Origin of the sequence: Sphingomonas humi, from assembly GCF_039536725.1 — a bacterium.
Classification (GTDB): Bacteria; Pseudomonadota; Alphaproteobacteria; order Sphingomonadales; family Sphingomonadaceae; genus Sphingomicrobium; species Sphingomicrobium humi.
The window spans coordinates 264,700-284,384 of the sequence record NZ_BAAAZD010000001.1 but is presented as its reverse complement, the minus strand read 5'-3'; the positions used below and the strand labels follow the sequence as shown (position 1 = coordinate 284,384).

Here is a 19,685-nt window from a genome sequence, read left to right as displayed (position 1 = left end):
TGGATGAGTGCCTCGTGTCGTGAGCCGCGCGACGGCCGGCCGGCTGGGTCTCCTTGCGCTGCTGGTAGGCGCAATCGCCGCCTTCTTCCTGCTGGACCTTGGCACCTATCTGACGCTCGACAGCCTGAAGGCGCGGAAAGAAGAACTCGCCGCCCTGCTCGACGCGCGGCCGCTCCTGGTGATCGGCGGCTTCTTCCTCGTCTACGTCACCGCGACCGCGCTCTCGCTTCCCGGCGCGGTGATCCTGACGCTGGCGGCGGGCGCGATCTTCGGCCTTGGCCTTGGCACGCTGATCGTCTCCTTCGCCTCGGCGATCGGGGCCAGCCTTGCCTTCCTGTCGTCGCGCTACCTCCTTCGCGACTGGGTCAAGGCGAGGTTCGGGGCCCGGGTCGCGGCGATCGACCGGGGGATTGCCGAAGGCGGCGCCTTCTACCTGTTGACCCTGCGGCTGATCCCGGCCTTCCCCTTCTTCCTCATCAATCTCGCGATGGGGCTGACCGCGATGCGGTTGCCGGTCTTCTACCTCGTCAGCCAGATCGGAATGCTTCCCGGCACCCTCGTCTTCGTCAACGCGGGGACCCAGCTCGCCGCGATCGAGCGCACGTCCGACATCCTCTCGCCCGGGCTGATCGGCTCGTTCGTCCTGCTCGGCCTTTTCCCGTTGATCGCCAAGGCGGTGATCGGCTGGCTGAAGCGGCGCCGGGTCTATCGCGGCTGGACCCGGCCGCGCTCGTTCGACCGCAACCTCGTGGTGATCGGCGCCGGCGCCGGCGGGCTGGTCACAAGTTACATCGCCGCCACCGTCCGGGCGAAGGTGACCCTGGTCGAAGCCCACCAGATGGGCGGCGACTGCCTCAACACCGGCTGCGTTCCTTCCAAGGCGCTGATCCGCAGCGCGCGCGCCGCGCACGACGTGCGGCAGGCCGGCGACTATGGCATCACCGCCGCCGCGCCCGCGGTGGACTTTCCGGCGGTGATGAAGCGCGTGCGCGACGTCATCACCACCATCGAACCGGCCGACAGCGTCGAACGCTACACCGGCCTCGGGGTCGACGTCCGCCTCGGCCACGCGACCATCGTCGATCCCTGGACGGTGGAGATCGCGGGGCATGACGGCACGAAGGAACGGCTGACCTCCCGCGCGATCGTCATCGCCGCGGGCGGCGAACCGGTGGTTCCCGACCTCCCCGGCCTCAAGGAAGCCGGCGCCCTCACCAGCGACAGCCTGTGGGATGCAATGGCAAGGCGCGACACCGTGCCCGCGCGACTGGTGATCGTCGGCGGCGGGCCGATCGGCTGCGAACTGGCACAGGGCTTCGGCCGGCTGGGGGCAAAGGTCACCCTGGTCGAAGGCGGCGACCGTATCCTCCCCAAGGACGATTCCGAAGCTGCGCAACTGGTGCTGGGCGCGCTTCGCTCCGAAGGCGTCGACATGTTGCTCGGTCACAAGGCCCTGCGCTGCGAGGGAAAGGCCCTGATCGTCGCGGGCGAAGCGGGCGAGAAGTCGCTACCCTTCGACGAGATCATCGTCGCCGTCGGCCGCCGGGCGCGGCTCACCGGCTATGGGCTCGAAGCGCTCGGGATCGATACGGGCAAGCCGCTTGCCCTCAACGACAGGCTGCAGACCGTTTTCCCCAACATCTTCGCCTGCGGCGACGTCGCCGGTGGCTACCAGTTCACCCACTATGCCGCGCACCAGGCCTGGTATGCGGCGGTGAACGCGCTGTTCGGCACCTTCCGCAGTTTCCGGGTCGACAACCGGGTCATCCCCTGGACCACCTTCACCGATCCCGAAGTCGCGCATGTCGGGCTGAACGAGGCTTCGGCCACGGAAGCCGGGACAGCCTTCGAAGTCGTTCGCTACCCGCTCGGCCACCTCGACCGGGCGGTCACCGAAGGCGCGCGCCAGGGCTTCGTCAAACTGCTGGTCGCGCCGGGCAAGGACCGCATCCTCGGCGCCACCATCGTCGCTGAGGGCGCGGGCGAAATGCTCGCCGAATATGTGCTGGCGATGAAGCATGGCATCGGCCTCAACAAGATGCTCGGCACCATCCACGCCTATCCGACCATGACCGAAGCCAACAAATATGCCGCCGGCGAATGGAAGAAAGCGCACAAGCCCGAAGGCCTGCTGCGCCTGGTCGAACGCTTCCACGCGTGGCGGCGCTAGGCCGTCGTTCGGGGCTGTCCTACACGCCGGCAATCTGACAAGGGGGTGACGACATGCTCGGGCTTATTTCCTCGGCAATCATCGGTCCTCGGCGCTTCGGCCGCCGCTGCATGCGACCCCGCGCCAACACCGCCCGTCCGGCGAGGGCCGTACCGTGTCAACTTCGACAACTTCGCTCTCTCGGAGACTGCGCGTGAGCAGGATCGTCCTCCACGATTATTTCCGCTCCTCGGCCAGCTACCGGGTGCGGATCGCGCTCAACCTCAAGGGCCTCAGCTACGAGCAGCATCCCGTCAGCCTTGCCGCCAACGAACAGCAGTCGGCGGAATATAAGGCGCTCAATCCGCAGGGCTTCGTGCCGATGCTCGAATGGGACGGCGTCCGCGTCACGCAAAGCCTCGCCATCTTCGACTTCCTCGACGCCCATGTGAAGGAACCGCCGTTCGTCCCCTCCGATCCGGAAGGCCGCGCCCATGTGCTGGCCCTCGCGCTGACGGTCGCCTGTGACATCCACCCCCTCAATAATCTTCGCGTTCTCCGCTATTTGAAGGGGACGCTGGGTCACGAACAGGACGACGTGGACGCTTGGTACAGACATTGGGTCGCCGAAGGCCTCACCGCCCTCGAAGCGCTCGCCGCACCCCGGGCCGGCGCCTTCCTTTATGGCGACACAGTTTCGATGGCCGACATCTGCCTCGTTCCCCAGCTCTATAACGGGCGCCGCTTCGACGTGCCGATGGACGCCTATCCGACGCTGCTTCGGGCCGAAGCCTCGGCGCTCGCGCTGCCGGCCTTCGCCGCCGCCCATCCCGACCGACAGGAGAGTGCCCAGTGAACCGCGTCGACAATATCAGCGCCGGAATGGAAAAGGTTCGCGCACTCCAGGAAGTCGACATCCCGAGCCTGGAGGGCAAATGCTCGGACGAGGAGTGGAAGCTCCGCGTCGACCTCGCGGCCGCCTACCGGCTGATCGCCCATTATGGCTGGGACGACCTCATCTTCACCCACATGAGCGTGCGGGTGCCGGGGCCGGAACATCACTTCCTCCTCAATCCCTACAACCTCATGTTCGAGGAAGTGACCGCCTCGTCGCTGATTAAGGTCGATCTCAACGGCAATCCGGTCGACCCGACGCCGTTCATCACCAATCCGGCCGGCTTCACCATCCATTCGGCCGTGCACATGAGCCGCGAGGACGCCAATGCGGTGATCCATCTCCACACCCCGCACGGGCAGGCGGTGGCCGCCCATGGCGACGGCCTCCTGCCGCTGACCCAGACCGCCATGCTGGTGCGCGGCGACCTTGCCTTCCACGATTACGAAGGCGTCGCCACCGACCATGACGAGCGCGAACGGATCGTCGCCGACCTCGGCACCAGGAATGCGATGCTGCTGCGCAACCACGGCACGCTCGCGGTCGGGACCACCGTCGGCGAAGCGTTCATCCGCATCTACTTCCTTGAACGCGCCTGCCAGGCGCAGATCATGGCATTGAGCGCTGGCGACCGGATCAACAATCCGCCGCAGGGGACACCCGAAATCGCCGCCGAACAGGGCATGGCCGGGCTCAAGCTCGCCGCCCAGTTCCTCGCCTGGCCGGCGCTGCTTCGAAAGGCCTACCGGCTCGATCCCGGCTTCGCCTCCTAGGCGGCAAGCCGCGGCCGGGCCTCGGCTCTCGGGGCGGGGCTGCCGGGCAGGGTGAAGCGGGCGGATGCGGCGGACAGCTGCTCGGCCTGGCTCATCAGCTGGCCTGCCGCCGCGGCGCTTTCCTCGACCATCGCGGCGCTTTGCTGCGTGGCATTGCTCATCGCCTCGATCGCCTCGCGGATCTGGCCGATCACGCTGGCCTGGCGGTCGTTCGCCGAAGCGATCCCGGCGATCCGCCCGTTCACCGCCTCGACGTTGCCGGCAATCTGATCGAGCGCCTGGTCGACCGACCGCACTGCCTCCACCGCATCGCCGATGTCGGTCTGGGTGGCGGTCAGCTGCTCGCGGGCAAGCTTGGCCTCCTCCTCGGCCCGCATCGCGAGCGCGCTGACAAGGTCGGCGACCACCGCGAACCCGCGTCCCGCTTCCCCCGCCCGGCCCGCCTCGACCGCCGCGTTCATCGCCAGCACCCGCGTCTGGAAGGCGATCTTGTCGAGCCCCTCGATCACCGCGTCGATCCCCCGTGCGCTTTCGCTCACCCGGTTCATCGCCGACACCGCGCTGTCGGTCGTCGCGCGGCCGGCCGACAGCGCCGCCATCCCGCTGCTTGCCACGGCGACGGTCTCGGCTGCCGCGCCGGCGGTTTCCTTCACATGCTGGTCGATCTCGCCCAGCGCGGCCGTAGTCTCCTCGAGGCTCGCGGCATTGCGCTCAGTCCGCCGCGAGATCTCGCTGTTCGCCTCTGCAATCTCGGTAATCCCGCTGCGCAGCACCGCCGCCCCCGCGCCGACCTCGCCGACAATCGCGCCAAGGCTCTCCAGCGCCGAATTGAAGTCGGTCTTGAGCGTCGCGAACGGTGCCTGGAGGTCGGCTTCGACCGGCTTGTCGAGCGCACCGCGGGCAAGCGCCGCCAATCCCTGGCCGATGCTCCCGACGATCAGGGAGGATTGCGCGGCCCGGTCATCCTCCGCTGCCCTGAGGTCGTTGCGAAAGGCCTCGACGCCGCGGGCGAGCGTGCCCAGCTCATCGCTGCGCGCAGCCCCCGGCACTTCCTCGCCGCACTCGCCCGCCGCCATGCGCTTGATCGCGCCGGCAAGGGAAATGAGGGGACGGATCAGGCGGTCCTGCATCGCAGCGGCGACGCGGTGGGCGACCAGCAAGGCGCCCGCCATCGCCGCTAGGATCAGCAGCACCGCTCCCAAGCCAAGCCGGGCAGACCGCTCACTTCGGGCAAGGGTGTCGGCCTCGATCGCATCGCTGACCGCCGCCATCCCGCCCTCGAGCTGCTCGAAGCGGGCGAAGAAGGCGGGCAGGGCCCGGTCGGCGGCAATCGGATTGCGGACCGACAGATCGGAAATGGTGAGCGCCGCCGTTTCATAAGCGGCGAGCGGGGCGGCGACCGCGTCGAGCGCATCGGTCACCGCGACACTGTGCGGATAGCTGCGGCTTCGCGCCACGGAGGCCCGGAACTCGGATAGCCGCTCCTCGAGGTTGCGGCGAGCAAGCGACCCGTCGGCGCCCATCTGCGGGTCGCGGGAGAGGAGAATGGCGAGCACGTCGCCCCGCACCGCGTCGTGCATCATGTCGGCATTCATGTGACTGCGCAGCAGCGTGGCGGCCGATTCCTGTTCTTCGATCACGTCGCGAAGCAACCACGCCGACCCCGCGCCGATCCCGCCGCACAGGATCAAGAGGGCACTCATCAACAGGCGCACCCTGCGCGTCATATCCTGAAGGGACGTCGATGCGGTCATGCTTCCTCCACCGGGCCAGGGGGCCATTCCACTCCCTCATTATAGGGCGCGGCGCTCGAAGCGGTTGGCGCCCGTCTATGATTGCGAGGGAGATCGGAAAGCCGCTGGGTAACCTCCCGCCGGCATCGGTGGAGAAGCTGATGTCCCGCTATCTTGCCTTGATTGTCGTCGCCCTTTGCTCGCCCGCCGCGGCCGGCGAGGCGCTGCCGGTCGCGGTTCCTGCGGCGCCCGAGCCCAAGGCGCTCTCCCTCGGTGCGTCCTATGTCATCGACCTCAGCTTCGCCTCCAGCAGCAGGGGCGGAGCGCGGCGGCTCGACCGCTTCGATCTGACCGGGGAGGCCAATCTCGGACGCGTCGGCTGCGGCAGCTGCCGGGCTTTCGTGCGCCTGCTCGGCAACAGCGGCGGAAAACCCAACGACGGGGCAGGGACGCTCCAGGGCATCAACAATATCGAAGTGCCCAAGGACGGCCTGCGCCTGTTCGAAGCATGGGTGGAGCGTGACATCGGACGCGGGTCGGTGCGGGCGGGCGCCTATGACCTCAACAGCGAATTCTATGCGACGGAAGGATCGGCCCTACTGCTTGCACCGGCGTTCGGGATCGGGTCCGAACTGGCCGCGACCGGGCCGAACGGACCGTCAATCTTTCCCTATTCCGCGCTCGCCGTGCGGGGCGAGGCGAGGCTTGGCCGCACCGGCCTGATCCGCGCCGCGGTCGTCAATGCCGCTGCCGGGACACTGACCGACCGGGGTGGCGTGGATTTCAGTCTTCGCGACGGGGTCCTCGCGATCGTCGAGGGCGGGTCGGCCGGCAGCGGCGGCAAGCTGGTAGCGGGCCTCTGGTCCTATTCGCGGCGCCAGCCGGTGCGCGACGAAGCGACCGACGGTCGGCGCCGGGCGATGGGCGCCTACCTCCTCGGCGAAAGGAAGATCGGGGAATGGACCACGGCCTTCGTCAGGGCCGGGGTCTCGGACGGGCGGACGAGCAGCTTCAAGGGCGGCTGGCAGGCGGGCGTGCATCGCTCGCCGGCCTGGTTCGGAAGCAAGGACAGCGAAGTCGCCTTGGGCCTGAGCCAGGCCTTTCTGTCAGGCGGCGAGCGGCGCTCCATCGCCGCGGGCGGGGAACGGCCGGCAGTCTCGGAAGCCGGGGTGGAGCTGAGCTTCCGCGACCGCCTGTTCGGGCCCGTGACGGTGCAGCCGAGCCTGCAACTGGTCCGCCACCCCGGAGGGCTGGCCGACGCGCAACCCTTGCTGATCGGGACGGTGCGCTTCGGCTGGTCGCTCTGATCGGCTGCATGAGGCGCTTGAGCGCGGCATCACAGCCTGTTAGGGGCCGCATCGTTGCCGCTTTAGCTCAGTTGGTAGAGCACCTCATTCGTAATGAGGGGGTCACAGGTTCGAGTCCTGTAAGCGGCACCATCCTCACCTTGCGAGCGCTGTCGCTACCAGGTCGCGGACGTCGACCCGGGCCTTGAACCGCGCGCCGAGCAGCGCGGTGCCGCTGATCTTGCGCTGGACGAACAGAAGGTCGGCGGGAGGTAGGTGCCAGCTTGCCTTATCGGCCGCGATGCCGAGCCCTTCTTCGCGCAGGATGCCGAGGAAAGCGCGATCGCCGAAGTCGAACGGGCCTGGCTTGCGTAGCTCGCCAAGGACCACGTCGACCATCCGGTCCAACGCTGCCGCATGGCGATCGGCGACCGCCTGGCCAATGAATCCGGCCGCAATCGCCCCGCGCTTCACCGTCTCGCCATCTCCCGCGAGCGCTGCCGACAGGAGGGTGCGATAGCCGTTCCGGATGGCGCCGGGCACGTCCTGCGACGCGCCAAAGTCGAGCAGCGCGATGCGGCCGTCGTCCAGCAGCCGGTAATTGGCGTAATTGGGATCGGTCTGCATCACCCCGAATTCGAACAGTTCGCGCAGCACCAGCGTGACGATGCGGGTCATGGCTTCGTCGCGCTGCCACTGCGAGGCGGCATCCAGCGCTTCGATCGGCCGGCTGTCGATGAAGCTCATCGCCAGCGCGCGTGGAGTGGTGAAGTCGCTCTCCAGAGTGGGAATCACGAACTCCGGCGCGTCCGCCAGCAAAGCGCCATAGCGCTGGAGCTCACGGCCCTCGCGGACATAGTCGGCTTCGCGGGAAAGCTGAGCCTTGGCTTCGGCAAGCAGCGGGGCGATGTCTAGCTCGGGCGGGAGCAGCCCCGACACCTTCAGCAACGCGGCGACATTGTCGACATCGGCGTCTATGCTCTCGGCAACCCCGGGATATTGGACCTTGATCGCAAGCACGCGGCCATCATGCGTTTCGGCGCGGTGGACCTGGCCGATCGACGCGGCGGCGATCGGATGGGCCTGGAACCGCCTGAAGCGCCGCCGCCAATCCTTGCCCCATTCGGCTTCCAGCACCTTGGCCAGCTGCTGCGGCGGCATGTGGAAGGCATTGCTGCGCAGGCGGGCAAGGATTTCGCTCAGTTCAGGCGGAAGGAAGTCGCCGCTATCGAGACTGATCATCTGCCCCAGCTTCATCGCCGCGCCGCGAAGATGCGCCAGGCGGTCGGCGAGGCGGGTGAGGTTGGCGGGCGTCAGCAACAGGTCGCGGGCGCTGGGCCGTTCGCCGGCAGCAAGGCGGCGGGCGCCCTCTGCGAGCATGCCGCCGGCAACGCCCCCTGCCAGTCGGCCGAACTGACCGGCCCGCGCGATCCGTCCGCGCGGCACGGCGCGTCCTTCGTCACCACTCATCGGGCGAGGCGGCGCTGGAGGGCTGGCCGGACCTTGAGGAAAGCGATGTAGGCCCGCTCGAGCAGGGCGAGCAGCGGCGGAAAGCGTGCAGCTTCGCCCAGCGGGCGGAGCAGGGGGATGGCGCGCCACATCGCCGCAAAGGCGGCAGCGCCGCTAAGGAGGCGGCCGCCTTCACGCGCGTGGAAGCGCGCTAGCAAGGCCGAGCGATCAATCGGGCAGTCCGTTGTGTCACCGCCGGAAACATCGACGAATTCGATCCGCCCGCGCCGGTCGAGCCGCCGCATCAGCGCGATCTCGCGCCGGCAGAGCGGACAACCGCCATCGAACCAGACTGTCACCATCCAGCGCATATAGGGTCGGTGGAAGCGGCCAACACCCGGTCCTGAGGACGGGGTCGGCGCCGGCGTCGGTCAGGGCAGCAGTGTCGCAAGCACCCTTGCAAGCTGTTCGCGGCCATAGGGCTTGGCGATCACCGGGGCCTGGCCACTCCAGCCCACGCCCCCCTCGGCATAACCGGTAGCGAACACAAAGGGGATGCCCAGGCTTGCGAGCAGGTCGGCGACGGGAAAGCTCAATTGCTCGTTGAGGTTGACGTCGAGCACCGCCGCTTCGAACTGTTCGCGGCCGGCAAGCTCCAGCGCATCGGGCAAGCGGTAGGCGGGGCCAACCACTTCGTAGCCGAGCTCGATGACCATATCCTCGAGCGCGAAGGCGATCATCGGCTCGTCTTCCACCAACAGAACGCGGCGCGGTGCGTCAGTCATGGTGGGGGGTGGGGGCATCGACGCTGCAACGGACACCATCGCTGTCATAGTGGATGCGGACGTCCCCGCCGAGTTCGGCTGCCAGCCCGCGCTCGATCATCCGGGTGCCGAACCCGCGCCGGGTCGGGTTTGCGACGGGCGGCCCGCCACTTTCCTTCCATTCCAGCCTGAGGCGACCATCGTCGGTCCGCCAGCGAATGGCGACCTTGCCCGCATCATTGCTGAGGCTGCCATATTTGGTGGCATTGGTGGCAAGTTCGTGAATGGCCATGGCGATGCTGACTGCAACCTTGGGCGGCAGCAAAAGGTCCGGCCCGTCGAGGTCCACGCGCTCATCATCGGAGCAGACTGCGGTAAAGGTGTCGCAGATCAGCCGCCGCAGCGGCACCGCCTCCCAGCGTTCCTGGGTAAGAATGCCGTGCGCCGCCGAGAGCGCTCCGAGGCGGCCTTCGAACCGGGCGAGCTGTGCCGGCACCGGATCATCGCCGCGGAAGCTCTGCTGCGCGATGCTCTGGATGATCGCCAGCAGGTTCTTGGCGCGGTGGCTGAGCTCGTTGATGAGCAGCTGCTGATGCGCCTCGGCCTGCTTGCGGCCACTGATGTCCTGCAGCGCGACGACGGCGATATCGGCCTTGCCGTCGTCGCCGACAATCGGCGCGGACTGGCCGAGCAGGGTGATCAGCCTGCCGTCCTGGCGGCGGTAGAGCATCTCGTTGTCGGTGACGGTTTCGCCATAGGCCACCGAGCGGTACAGCGGATAAGCCTCGACCGCGAGCGGCTTGCCCTCTTCGTCGAGGCCGCCGTAGCGGTCGTATGTTTCCGCCGTGTCGGACAGGACCTGATGCCCGAGCATCTCCTCGAGGGCCTGGTTGTAGAGGAAGATTTGCCCCGAAGGCACGCGCGCGATGGCGACGCCGACCGGCATCTGGTCGATCACCGCGCGAAGCTGCTCCTCGCTGCGGCGCACCTGCTCGATCGCTTCGCGGCGTTCATCGACGTCGATCACCGATCCGACATATCCAAGGAAGCGGCCCGACCCGTCGAAGCGCGGTGCGGCGGCATCGATGCACCAGCGGTAGACGCCATCGGAGCGGCGCACCCGGAAGTCGGCTTCGTAGCGGCGCTGCTCTTCGTTGGCCTTGAGGAAGGCGCGTTCGGCTTCGGGCCGGTCATCGTCATGGACCGCCTTCAGCCAGCCAAAGCCTTCGCCCTCGCCCTTCCGCTGGCCGGTGAAGCTGTACCAGGTCTTGTTGAGATAGGTGCAGTAACCGCTCTCGTCGGTCACCCACAGCATGACGGGGGTTTCATCGGCGATATTGCGGAAGCGATCCTCGCTTTCACGCAAGGTGGCTTCGGAGCGGACCCGGACGATGTGCGCCCAGCTGCGCTCGGTCGCCTCAGTGACGAGACCCTTCTCCTCTGCGGTCCAGGTGCGGGGCTGGTCCTGATGCACTGCCATCATCGCCGCCAGCTTGCCCGCGCGCATGAATGGCATGCAGATGGTGGCCTGAATGCCGATCGCCAGGAAGGTGGCGCCTCCCTCCTTCCCCAGCTCCGCGATGACATCGTTGATCACCAGGACGCGCCCGCCACGGAGGGCCGAAGCCGCGGTGTCGCCGAACGCGTCGAGGCTGTAGCGACCGACGATGCTGTCCGATCCCTGCGCTGCCCAGTCGCCGCGGATGGTGAAGGCATCCTCATTCTCGTCAAGGTCGGCATAAGCGACGATCGAAGCAGACAGATGTTCGCCCAGCAGGCGCGCGGTGACGCCCATGATCGCGATCGGATCGGAGAGCGTGCGAATGCTCTCGGACAGGTGGTCGAAGAAGGCGAGCCGTTCCGTCCGCGCCTTGAGCGCGCGTTCGGCGGCGAGGCGGGAGGTCGTCTCGATCACCACCGCAAGCACCCCGGCCGGGCGGCCGTTGTCGCCCAGCACCGGCGAATAATCGAGGTTCATCGCGACCAGCTCGGGCTGGCCGTGACGGTGGAGAACCAGCTCCTGGTCCTCGAAGGACAGCGTGCCCCCTGCGAGACCGACCTTCATCACGTGATCGTTGAAGTCGGCCACTTCGGGCCAGCCTTCGCGCACCTTGCTGCCGAGCAGCTCGGGATGACGGCCGCCTGCGAATTCGGAATAGGGATCGTTGTAGAGCATGATCCCGTCGTCGCCCCATAGCATGACCATGGGCACGGGCGAACGCAGCAGTAGGCCGGTCGCGGCCTTCAGGCTTTGCGACCAGTTTTCAACCGGTCCAAGCGTCGCGGACCAATCACGCGATCGGATCAGGGCGCCACACTTGCCGCCGCCATCTAGAAACGCAGGCATCGCCAAGGGCGCTAGCGGAGCAAATGCCCCAGGAGAAGAGCGACTTTTGCGATTGCGGATTAATTCGCTAGCCTGCGCTGATGCCGCTGTACTGTCTTAAAAATGCCTGTCCGCAACTCGCGCCGGGAAGCTGGGTCAGCCCCAGTGCCGACCTGATCGGCGATGTCCGCCTTGGGCCGCGCGCAAGCGTATGGTTCGGAGCGGTGATCCGCGCCGACAACACGCCGATCATCGTCGGGGAGAACAGCAACATCCAGGATGGCGCCGTCTGCCATAGCGATCCGCATGCGCCGCTGACCATCGGCCGCGGGGTCACGGTCGGGCACCAGGCGATCCTGCACGGCTGCACCGTCGGCGACGGGGCGCTGATCGGAATGGGCGCCCGTGTGCTTAACGGAGCCGTGATCGGCGCGCGCTGCATCGTCGGCGCGGGCGCGCTGGTGCCTGAAGGCAAGGCGTTCGCAGAAGGGCAACTACTGGTCGGCGCGCCGGCCCGGGTGGTGCGAGCGCTTACCGAATCCGAATTGCAGATGCTGGAGGCGAGCGCGCTTCATTATGCGCAGAAAGCCGCCGAATATGCGACCGAATTGCGGTTACAGGCCTGACACTTGAGGGCGGCATTCAGTAACGCCACCTTGGCTGCATGATAGACATCCGCCCCTTCGCTTCGCTCGGCCACGCCGATCATGGCTGGCTCGATGCCCGCCACCACTTCTCGTTCGCCAACTATCATGATCCCGCCCGGATGGGCTGGGGCAAGATCAGGGTGTGGAACGACGATAAGATCGCCGGCAAGTCCGGCTTTCCGCCGCATCCCCACCGCGACATGGAGATCGTGACCTATGTCCGGACGGGCGCGATCACCCACCAGGACAGCCTCGGCAACATGGGCCGCACCGGTGCCGGCGACGTGCAGGTGATGAGCGCCGGGACCGGAGTGGTCCACGCCGAATATAATCTCGAGGACGAGGACACGACGCTGTTCCAGATCTGGATCGAGACCGACCGGCCCAATGCACCGCCGAGCTGGGGGGCCATGCCCTTTCCCAAGGATGCCCGCGACGGCGCTTTCCAGCTGCTCGCCAGTGGCAACAAGGAAGGCGGCGCGCTGACCATCAATGCCGATGCGCGGATCCTTGGCGCGACACTGCAGGGCGGGAGCCGGATCACGCTCGAGGCCGATCCGGCGCGCCACCTGTATCTGGTCTCTTCGGCCCCGGTCCGGGTTAACGGCGTCCAGGCGAAGGCCCGCGACGGGATCGCGATCACGGACGAGAAAAGCCTCGTGATCGAGGGGGATGCAGACGCCGAACTGGTGCTAGTCGACGCCCGCTGACCCCTTCGGCGCTTGCCGCGGCGCCGGGTCTGAGCCAAAGGGCGGGCAATCCCTCCTTCAGCTTTGACCCGGTAGCGGCCTGACCGTGACGCGAACCCATTTCCTTATCCTTGCCGCCGCGATGCTGGGCGTTCCCGGCGCCGCGCTGGCGCAGACCAGCACGGCGCCCGCCAACGTCGTCGCCCCAGCGCCGCCACCGCGCGAAGGGACGGTCGGTCCCGAGCAATTGCGCGATTTCTCGCTGCCGGGCACGCGCACGGCGCCGGCACCGGCGGCAGAAACCCCGCGTGCCTCGCCCGCACCACCGCCCGTGGCGAGGACGGTTCCGACGGTCACCGCGCCGACGCGGGCGACGACCCCGCGACCGGCCGAACCGCGCACCGATGCCACACCCCCGACCGAGCGCCGCGCAAGAACCGAGGCGCAACCTGCGCCAACGATTTCGACCAGCCCATTGCCGCTGCCCCCGCCGACCGCGTCGAGTGAGCGACAGCCGGCTGTCACTGAGCCGACTGCCCAGATTCAACTTCCGCCGGTGTCAGTGACCCAGGCGGGAAGCGAAGATTCGTCCTCGCTCCTCCCGGCCTGGTGGCCGTGGGCACTGGTGGCCGGGCTGGCCGGTGTCGGTCTTGCCCTGCTGCTTCGGCAGCGCCGCCGGGCCGAGACCGTCGGTGGGGTGGGCGAATTCGAGCGCGTGACGGCCGCGCCTGCAGCGCCGCTGCCGCTGCCGCCAGAGCCGGCTGCGCCTCCGCCGCCCCCTGCCGCGCGGCCCGCACCGGCTCGCCAGCCACAACCCGCCCCTCCGAACCTGCCGACCGGCATGGTCACCACGCGCCTTCGGTCGGCCGCGCCGATGCTTGCAGCGCCGCCGCCCGTCCCGGCCCCGGCCGTCACGGGCGGCGTAGTCAGCCGCCGCCTGCGGGCATGGATCGAACTCGACCTCGTGGTCCGGGAAATCCTGTACGATGCCGACCAGGCGCTGTTCCGGGTCGACCTGATCGTCGGCAACGGCGGAACGGCGCCGGCCGGTGACATCACGCTTGAAGCGGTCGCGGTGAATGCCGGCGAACAGCAGGGTGCCGAGCTTTCGGCCTTCTTCGAGCGGCCGTGCGCCGCCGCCGCCGCGATGGCCGAGCTTTCGCCGCTGGCCGAGACCCGGATCAGCCATGAGCTGCGTTTCCCGCGCGCCGCGATCCAGGCTTATGAATCGCAGGGGCGGCCGCTGTTCGTCCCCGTGGTCGCCTTTACCGCCGTCTATCGCACCGCTGCGGGGGAGGGGCGCACCGGCGCTGCCTTCCTGGTCGGCCGCGACGTTCCCGGATCGGACAGGCTGGCGCCGCTGCTGCTTCCGGACGGCGAGGGACGCGCGCTCGGGCTTGCCGTCCGCCGGCTCGACGAAGCGGTGCGGCGCTGACGACTATTGATTGACAGGCACTCGCCCGGGCGGCATTGGCGCCCGGCCTGACCTCGTGGAGAGGTGGCCGAGTGGTTAAAGGCAGCAGACTGTAAATCTGCCCGCGCAAGCGTACGCTGGTTCGAATCCAGCCCTCTCCACCATTTTTTTGCCCAGCCGCGCCCCACTGGTCGCCAGGCACCAGCGCACAGCCGAATCGCTAATCCGCACCAAAGTGGGCTTACGTTCGCGTTAACGATTTTCAGTCCAACGAATCGTCAAAATATCCCGCTTTTGCATTGCAATTGGCCGGAAGTGTCTGTTCTTTGACACTAACGTTTATGAACGATTCCTGCTATTCGGAGCCAATGATCTCGACTTCGCAAGCAAGTCGCGGGTCGGCGGGTAAAGAGGAGTCGGTCGGGGGACCGAGCTTCTCGGGCGTTGGCAGTGCATCTGCCCATGATCGCTTCGCTCAGTTGAGCCGCGGTCAGCTCGAGGTGCTCTGCCTGGTCAACCGCCACCTCAGTTCGAAGGAGATCGCTGCCGAGCTCGGCATCTCCAGCCATACCGTCGATCAGCGCGTTCGTGGTGCCATTCGCACGCTCGGCGTCTCCCGCCGCAGCGAGGCGGCACGCCTCATCGCCGAACATGAAGCCGCTCATGCCGGTGACGATGCCGGCCAAGTGCCTGGCAAGACTGCATATCAGCGATTGATACATCAATTGCCGCACATCGACGCCGCGCCGGACCAACCGCAATCAGAGGGGGCGGTCAGTTCTCAGATTCGGCACGCTGATCGCACAGGGGGGACCGGGACGGGTCGGCTCGAAACCGAGCAGAGTTCGCTCCGCTCCCGGCCCCCTCTGTTACCATGGTCGACACCACAACAGGCGCGCAACGTCTGGAGCGTGGGGCAGAGGCTGGCGGCGGTCGTGGGTGTTGCGATCATGTCCAGTTTCTCGGTCGGGATGCTGCTTGCGGGACTGGAAAGCCTGTCCCGGCTTGTGCGGTCCTGACCGGCCTCTTCCCAACCTCACGGCGAGCGTCGGAACCAGACTCCGGAAGCGATAGTGCTTCACGGCAAGGGAGAGGTCATGCGCAGGCAGGTAATCGAACAGACGGCAATGGATGTGGCCCACCAGGTGCGGGCGGTCGAGGACAGCATCGAGGCGGCCCTGATCGAACTCGCGGAGCTTCAGAACCGCATGATCCGGGCGCGCAGCGTCGCGGGCGTCGGCATCGCCACCGGTCATGACGCGCTCGAGCAGGTAGTGGTCTCGCTGCAAGGCCTGATCCACGCACGTGGTGGAATGGCGCAGTGCCATGCGGCCCTGGTCACCGCCAAGGAGCAGGTGCCTGGGCTTCGCACCGTCTCGTTCGGCGACGGCCTGGAGTGTCCCGACAAGGTCGCACAACTGCGGGTCGTCTCCTGACGGCCCGAACACTTATTCACAAGGGGGCGCTGCCGGCACATCAGCCGGCGGCGCCCTGATCTTTGGAGCCGCTTAGACCGGTGCTGCGCGTCACCTTCTACTTCACCTTCCTGATCGGGGTCGCGGCTCTCGCCTTCTGGCGCGGGCGCAGGGAAGAGCGCCTCGCCGCGCTGGTCTGCGTGGTGGGAACGGCGTTGACGGTGGTGACCGCGGACCCGCGCGCCGTTCGCTTCGCAAGCTTCGGGACCATCGCCTTCGTGATCGACCTCGGCGTGTTTCTGGCCTTTCTCGCCATCGCCCTTCGCTCCGAGCGGTTCTGGCCTTTATGGGTCGCGGGACTGCAGCTGACCGCGGCGACCATCCACCCGATGATGCTGATCTCCCCGGTGCTTGCCGGAAGGGTGTTCGGGGCCGCGCTGGCCTTCTGGTCCTACCCGATCCTCCTGCTGATCGCGATCGGCACCCTGCGCACCCAGACGGTCGAGCGCTGGCGGGCCGAAGCCGACATTGCCTCGGGACGGGTGATCTCCTAGCCAGCGGGCGGCATGTCCGTCCCGTCACTCGTCCTGGCGCTTCTCGACGCCCTCGAGGAGCCCGCGCTTCTGGTCGCGCGCCAACGGACGGTCGCCGCCAATCGCGCCGCCTTCGCCTTGCTCGGGCCGCGGCTGGTCGGCCAGGACATCCGCTTCGCGATCCGCCAACCACAGGCGCTCGACGCCATCCTCGGCGGCCGTGCCGGTCGCTTCGAGGTCACCGGCATCGGCGGGGTCGACCGCAGTTTCGAGGTTACGCTGACGGCCCTCGAGGACGAGCTGCTGCTAGTTCGCCTGGTCGATCGCTCGGCGCGCCGGGCAGCCGAAAAGGCGCAGGTCGATTTCGTCGCCAACGCCAGCCACGAACTGCGCACGCCGCTGGCCGCGGTGCTCGGTTTCTCGGAAACGCTGGCCGACGAGGCTCCGCTGCCCGAGGGGCTGCGACGGCGTTTTGGTGCGCAGATCCACGACCAGGCCAAGAGGATGATGGTCATCATCCGCGACCTGATGAGCCTGTCGCGCATCGAGGCCGACCGATTCAGCGTGCCGCGGGGCAAGGTCGCGCTGGGAGACCTCGTCCGCGAGGCCGTTACCGCCGCGGGACCGCTTGCCGAGAGCCGATCCTGCGCTATCGAAACGGCGATCGAGGAGGAGGCGGGGAATGTCAGCGGCGATCATGCCCAGCTCAGGCAGTTGCTCGACAATCTGATCGGCAACGCGGTCCGCTATGGCTGCAAAGGTGAGGACGGCCGGGTCCTTGTCACGGTGGCGAGCGACGGGGAGTGGTGCCGGCTGACGGTGCGCGACTGGGGGGACGGGGTCGATGCCAGACACCTGCCCAGGCTGACCGAGCGATTCTACCGCGTCGATGCCGCGCGCAGCCGGGACAGCGGCGGCACCGGTCTTGGCCTCGCCATCGTCGCGCAAATCGTCGAGCGCCACCGTGGGCTGCTCGCCATTCGCAGCCAGCCGGGCGAGGGCACCGAGGTCGAAGTCCGGATTCCGCGCGCCTGATCCGAAGGCCGTGTCATCAGCTTGTAACCTCGCGGTCACATGGGCGGCGTGACGGCGGGGCAAAGGCGCCGGGCAAAGGGCGGATCAGCCCGCGGGAGACATGAGACGATGAGCAAGTTCTGGCTGGCACTGCCGCTGGTGGCGGCGGTGAGCGCATGTGGCGGGGGTTCGAGCAACTCGGCCTCGCAATTGAAGATTGTCGGTTCGTCGACGGTCTATCCCTTTACCACCGCCGTTGCCGAAGCCTTTCAGAAGGCCAATGCGGGCACCAGCGTGATCGTCGAATCGACCGGCACGGGTTCGGGCATCAAGCTGTTCTGCGAAGGCGTCGGACAGAAATTCCCGGACATGGTCAACGCGTCGCGCCAGATGAAGAAAAGCGAATATGACGCCTGCGCCGCGGCTGGCGCGAAGCAGGTGATCGAAGTGCCGATCGGCATCGATGGCCTGACGCTCATCGAATCGAACAAGGCCGAACCGCTCAAGGTCACGCTGGCCGACATTTATGCCGCAGTCGCCGCCAATCCCTACGGCAAGGGCCCGAACAAGGCGCAGACCTGGAAGGACGTCAATCCGGCGCTTCCCGCCATCAAGATCCGCGTCCTCGGGCCGCCGCCGACCAGCGGAACCCGCGACAGCTTTGCCGAGCTGATGCTGACCAAGGGCTGCGAAAGCGACCCGGCGATGAAGGAGCTCAAGCAGAGCGACGAGGCCAAGCACAAGGACCTGTGCACCAAGGTCCGCGAAGACGGCGTGTTCGTCGAAGCCGGCGAAAATGACAATCTGCTGGTGCAGAAGGTCGAAGCCGATCCCGGCACCGTTGGCGTTCTCGGCTACAGCTACCTCGAACAGAATGCCGACAAGATCCGCCCGGTCGAGATCAACGGCGTTCTCCCCACCGAAGCCACCATCCAGGGCCTAAGCTATCCGGGCGCGCGCAAGCTCTACATCTACGTGAAGGGCGAGCATGCGGCGGTGAAGCCGGCGATCAAGGGCTTCCTTGCCGAATATGCCAAGGCATGGAGCAAGGGCGGACTGCTCGAGAAGCGCGGCCTGGTGCCGTTCGTCGGTGCGGATATCGAGAAGGCCAATGCGGTTGCGACCGGCCTGACCCCGCTCGACGCTTCGACGCTCAAGTAAACGCAAGCGGGCGATCACAAGCTCATGAGCCTCGCTCTTGGCCTTCTCCTCGTGCTCGGCGTGGCCGCCGCCGCCTTCGTGCTTGCGCGCGGGCGGGCGGCTGCGCTGCGCACGGCCGGAGAGGGCCGGCAGCGGCTCAACAGCCTGCCCGTCTACCATGGCGCCTATGCCCTGCTGTGGGCGGCCATTCCGGCCCTGCTGTTCCTCGCCTGCTGGGCGCCGATCCAGCAGGGGCTGATCAACGAGGCGGTGCTGGCGAGCCCGGCGGGGCAGCAGCTTCCCGACTTCGACCTCGCGCGCGATTCGATTCTCGAGGAAGCACGTGCGGTCGCGAGCGGGTCCTCCGACATCGCCTTCAATCCGGCGGCGCAGGCGCTGGTTCCGATCTACCGGGACGCGAGCGCGCGCTATGGCCTGATCGGGACCGGTGCAGCGCTTCTCCTCGCGCTGGCGGGCGCCGGCTGGGCCTGGTCGCGGATCGGAGTGCAACTGCGGGCGAGGGCAGGTGTCGAGAAATGGCTGATGGGCCTCCTCGTCGCGGCCTCGCTGATCGCGATCCTGACCACCTTCGGGATCGTTCTGTCGCTGTTGTTCGAGACGGTCCGCTTCTTCCAGATGGTGCCGGCAAGCGACTTCCTGTTCGGCACCAGCTGGTCGCCGCAGGTGGCGATCCGCGCAGATCAGGCGGGTTCGTCGGGGGCGTTCGGATCGATCCCCTTGTTCTGGGGGACCATCTTCATCGGCGCGGTGATCGCGATGATCGTCGCCATTCCGCTTGGGCTGATGAGCGCGATTTTCCTGACGCAATATGCGCCCGGCAAGTTGCGCAAGGTGCTGAAGCCATTGCTCGAGATTCTCGCCGGTGTGCCGACGGTGGTATACGGCTATTTCGCTGCGCTGACCGTCGCGCCGCTCGTCCGTGACCTCGGGCTCGGCCTGGGGATCAGCTCGGCCTCGAGCGAGAGCGCGCTTGCCGCCGGTCTGGTGATGGGCGTGATGATCATTCCGTTCGTCAGTTCGATGGCGGACGACAGCATCGCGGCGGTGCCGCAAGCGATGCGCGACGGAAGCCTGGCGATGGGCGCCACCCGGTCCGAAACCATCCGCAAGGTGATCCTTCCCGCCGCGCTTCCGGGCGTGGTCGGCGGCGTCCTACTAGCGGTCAGCCGCGCGATCGGCGAAACCATGATCGTGGTGATGGCCGCTGGCCTTTCCGCCAACCTTACCGCCAACCCGTTCAACAGCGTGACCACCGTCACCACCCAGATCGTCCAGCTGCTGACCGGCGACCAGGAGTTCAACAGCCCCAAGACACTGGCCGCCTTCGCGCTCGGCCTGGTGCTGTTCCTGGTGACGCTCGCCCTCAACCTCATCGCGCTGCGAGTCGTCCGCAGGTACCGGGAAGCCTATGAATAACGAAGCGCGCAGCCATGCCGG

The 19,685-nt window shown here is 67.4% G+C and carries 18 protein-coding genes and 2 tRNA genes; 15 read left to right on the top strand and 5 right to left on the bottom strand.

What is annotated here, in order from left to right:
• Window positions 1-19: 19 nt before the first annotated feature.
• The 3 genes from ABD729_RS01280 to ABD729_RS01270 all read left to right on the top strand — a co-directional run bounded on the left by ABD729_RS01280 (window position 20) and on the right by ABD729_RS01270 (window position 3,817).
• Window positions 20-2,170, top strand: coding sequence for an FAD-dependent oxidoreductase (locus tag ABD729_RS01280; protein ID WP_344708346.1), 2,151 nt, complete (start codon window positions 20-22; stop codon window positions 2,168-2,170).
• Window positions 2,171-2,363: 193 nt separating this feature from the next.
• A complete protein-coding gene (maiA, locus tag ABD729_RS01275) occupies window positions 2,364-3,005 on the top strand; it encodes a maleylacetoacetate isomerase (RefSeq protein WP_344708345.1) in 642 nt (213 codons plus the stop codon).
• A 26-nt stretch (window positions 3,006-3,031) separates the two neighbouring features.
• Window positions 3,032-3,817 (top strand): class II aldolase/adducin family protein, encoded by a 786-nt coding sequence (locus ABD729_RS01270; RefSeq protein ID WP_344709610.1) that lies wholly within the window; start codon window positions 3,032-3,034, stop codon window positions 3,815-3,817.
• Here ABD729_RS01270 and ABD729_RS01265 read toward each other — a convergent pair.
• The gene (locus ABD729_RS01265; protein WP_344708344.1) at window positions 3,814-5,520 is read right to left on the bottom strand and encodes a methyl-accepting chemotaxis protein; all 1,707 of its coding nucleotides are present in this window, start codon (window positions 5,518-5,520) and stop codon (window positions 3,814-3,816) included. The two genes, ABD729_RS01270 and ABD729_RS01265, sit on opposite strands and share 4 nt — an antisense overlap.
• 191 nt (window positions 5,521-5,711) lie before the next feature.
• On the opposite strand from ABD729_RS01265, the gene ABD729_RS01260 reads away from it, so the two are divergent.
• Both ABD729_RS01260 and ABD729_RS01255 read left to right on the top strand, forming a co-directional pair.
• On the top strand, window positions 5,712-6,857 hold the full coding sequence (locus ABD729_RS01260) for a carbohydrate porin (RefSeq protein WP_344708343.1): 1,146 nt from the start codon (window positions 5,712-5,714) through the stop codon (window positions 6,855-6,857).
• Window positions 6,858-6,913: 56 nt separating this feature from the next.
• Window positions 6,914-6,989: transfer RNA gene (locus tag ABD729_RS01255), tRNA-Thr, on the top strand.
• 3 nt (window positions 6,990-6,992) lie between these two features.
• Here the strand turns inward: ABD729_RS01255 and ABD729_RS01250 are convergent.
• From ABD729_RS01250 to ABD729_RS01235, 4 genes are all read right to left on the bottom strand, one after another.
• Window positions 6,993-8,306, bottom strand: coding sequence for an ABC1 kinase family protein (locus ABD729_RS01250; protein ID WP_344708342.1), 1,314 nt, complete (start codon window positions 8,304-8,306; stop codon window positions 6,993-6,995).
• Entirely contained in the window at window positions 8,303-8,647 is a 345-nt protein-coding gene (locus ABD729_RS01245; RefSeq protein ID WP_425564863.1) for a thiol-disulfide oxidoreductase DCC family protein, read from the bottom strand. Before ABD729_RS01245 ends, ABD729_RS01250 begins: the two co-directional genes overlap by 4 nt.
• A 69-nt stretch (window positions 8,648-8,716) precedes the next feature.
• The gene (locus ABD729_RS01240; RefSeq protein WP_344708340.1) at window positions 8,717-9,070 is read right to left on the bottom strand and encodes a response regulator; all 354 of its coding nucleotides are present in this window, start codon (window positions 9,068-9,070) and stop codon (window positions 8,717-8,719) included.
• Window positions 9,063-11,396, bottom strand: coding sequence for a PAS domain S-box protein (locus ABD729_RS01235; RefSeq protein ID WP_344708339.1), 2,334 nt, complete (start codon window positions 11,394-11,396; stop codon window positions 9,063-9,065). The genes ABD729_RS01240 and ABD729_RS01235 overlap by 8 nt, the downstream gene beginning before the upstream one ends.
• Before the next feature lie 80 nt (window positions 11,397-11,476).
• Here ABD729_RS01235 and ABD729_RS01230 point away from each other — a divergent pair, with 80 nt between their 5' ends.
• The 10 genes from ABD729_RS01230 (at window position 11,477) to pstC (ending at window position 19,664) form a co-directional block, all read left to right on the top strand.
• Complete coding sequence (locus ABD729_RS01230; protein WP_344708338.1) at window positions 11,477-12,001, top strand: gamma carbonic anhydrase family protein; 525 nt, start codon at window positions 11,477-11,479, stop codon at window positions 11,999-12,001.
• Window positions 12,002-12,039: 38 nt separating this feature from the next.
• Entirely contained in the window at window positions 12,040-12,732 is a 693-nt protein-coding gene (locus ABD729_RS01225) for a pirin family protein (protein WP_344708337.1), read from the top strand.
• 85 nt (window positions 12,733-12,817) lie between these two features.
• Window positions 12,818-14,146, top strand: a complete 1,329-nt coding sequence (locus tag ABD729_RS01220; protein WP_344708336.1) for a hypothetical protein — start codon at window positions 12,818-12,820, stop codon at window positions 14,144-14,146.
• 57 nt (window positions 14,147-14,203) lie between these two features.
• A tRNA-Tyr gene (locus tag ABD729_RS01215) sits at window positions 14,204-14,289 on the top strand.
• Between the two features lie 177 nt (window positions 14,290-14,466).
• Window positions 14,467-15,144: a response regulator transcription factor gene (locus tag ABD729_RS01210; protein ID WP_344708335.1), complete on the top strand. Its 678-nt coding sequence runs from the start codon at window positions 14,467-14,469 to the stop codon at window positions 15,142-15,144.
• A 78-nt stretch (window positions 15,145-15,222) separates the two neighbouring features.
• A complete protein-coding gene (locus ABD729_RS01205; RefSeq protein WP_344708334.1) occupies window positions 15,223-15,561 on the top strand; it encodes a hypothetical protein in 339 nt (112 codons plus the stop codon).
• An 80-nt stretch (window positions 15,562-15,641) separates the two neighbouring features.
• Window positions 15,642-16,094 carry a hypothetical protein gene (locus tag ABD729_RS01200; protein ID WP_344708333.1) on the top strand — a complete coding sequence of 151 codons (453 nt, stop codon included), beginning with the start codon at window positions 15,642-15,644 and terminating at the stop codon, window positions 16,092-16,094.
• 12 nt (window positions 16,095-16,106) lie between these two features.
• The gene (locus ABD729_RS01195) at window positions 16,107-17,108 is read left to right on the top strand and encodes a sensor histidine kinase (RefSeq protein WP_344708332.1); all 1,002 of its coding nucleotides are present in this window, start codon (window positions 16,107-16,109) and stop codon (window positions 17,106-17,108) included.
• Window positions 17,109-17,216: 108 nt separating this feature from the next.
• Window positions 17,217-18,248: a substrate-binding domain-containing protein gene (locus ABD729_RS01190; protein ID WP_344708331.1), complete on the top strand. Its 1,032-nt coding sequence runs from the start codon at window positions 17,217-17,219 to the stop codon at window positions 18,246-18,248.
• A gap of 24 nt (window positions 18,249-18,272) precedes the next feature.
• Window positions 18,273-19,664 (top strand): phosphate ABC transporter permease subunit PstC, encoded by a 1,392-nt coding sequence (gene pstC / locus ABD729_RS01185; protein ID WP_344708330.1) that lies wholly within the window; start codon window positions 18,273-18,275, stop codon window positions 19,662-19,664.
• Window positions 19,665-19,685: the final 21 nt, after the last annotated feature.

What these genes read in the sequence shown, in the direction of transcription:
- ABD729_RS01265 (WP_344708344.1), bottom strand. Translation starts at nt 5,520, where the DNA reads ATGAGTGCCCTCTTGATCCTGTGCGGCGGGATCGGCGCGGGGTCGGCG.
- ABD729_RS01210 (WP_344708335.1), top strand. Translation starts at nt 14,467, where the DNA reads ATGAACGATTCCTGCTATTCGGAGCCAATGATCTCGACTTCGCAAGCA.
- ABD729_RS01235 (WP_344708339.1), bottom strand. Translation starts at nt 11,396, where the DNA reads ATGCCTGCGTTTCTAGATGGCGGCGGCAAGTGTGGCGCCCTGATCCGA.
- ABD729_RS01190 (WP_344708331.1), top strand. Translation starts at nt 17,217, where the DNA reads ATGAGCAAGTTCTGGCTGGCACTGCCGCTGGTGGCGGCGGTGAGCGCA.
- ABD729_RS01195 (WP_344708332.1), top strand. Translation starts at nt 16,107, where the DNA reads ATGTCCGTCCCGTCACTCGTCCTGGCGCTTCTCGACGCCCTCGAGGAG.
- ABD729_RS01250 (WP_344708342.1), bottom strand. Translation starts at nt 8,306, where the DNA reads ATGAGTGGTGACGAAGGACGCGCCGTGCCGCGCGGACGGATCGCGCGG.
- ABD729_RS01205 (WP_344708334.1), top strand. Translation starts at nt 15,223, where the DNA reads ATGCGCAGGCAGGTAATCGAACAGACGGCAATGGATGTGGCCCACCAG.
- ABD729_RS01230 (WP_344708338.1), top strand. Translation starts at nt 11,477, where the DNA reads ATGCCGCTGTACTGTCTTAAAAATGCCTGTCCGCAACTCGCGCCGGGA.
- pstC (WP_344708330.1), top strand. Translation starts at nt 18,273, where the DNA reads ATGAGCCTCGCTCTTGGCCTTCTCCTCGTGCTCGGCGTGGCCGCCGCC.
- ABD729_RS01225 (WP_344708337.1), top strand. Translation starts at nt 12,040, where the DNA reads ATGATAGACATCCGCCCCTTCGCTTCGCTCGGCCACGCCGATCATGGC.
- ABD729_RS01260 (WP_344708343.1), top strand. Translation starts at nt 5,712, where the DNA reads ATGTCCCGCTATCTTGCCTTGATTGTCGTCGCCCTTTGCTCGCCCGCC.
- ABD729_RS01245 (WP_425564863.1), bottom strand. Translation starts at nt 8,647, where the DNA reads ATGGTGACAGTCTGGTTCGATGGCGGTTGTCCGCTCTGCCGGCGCGAG.
- ABD729_RS01270 (WP_344709610.1), top strand. Translation starts at nt 3,032, where the DNA reads ATGGAAAAGGTTCGCGCACTCCAGGAAGTCGACATCCCGAGCCTGGAG.
- ABD729_RS01240 (WP_344708340.1), bottom strand. Translation starts at nt 9,070, where the DNA reads ATGACTGACGCACCGCGCCGCGTTCTGTTGGTGGAAGACGAGCCGATG.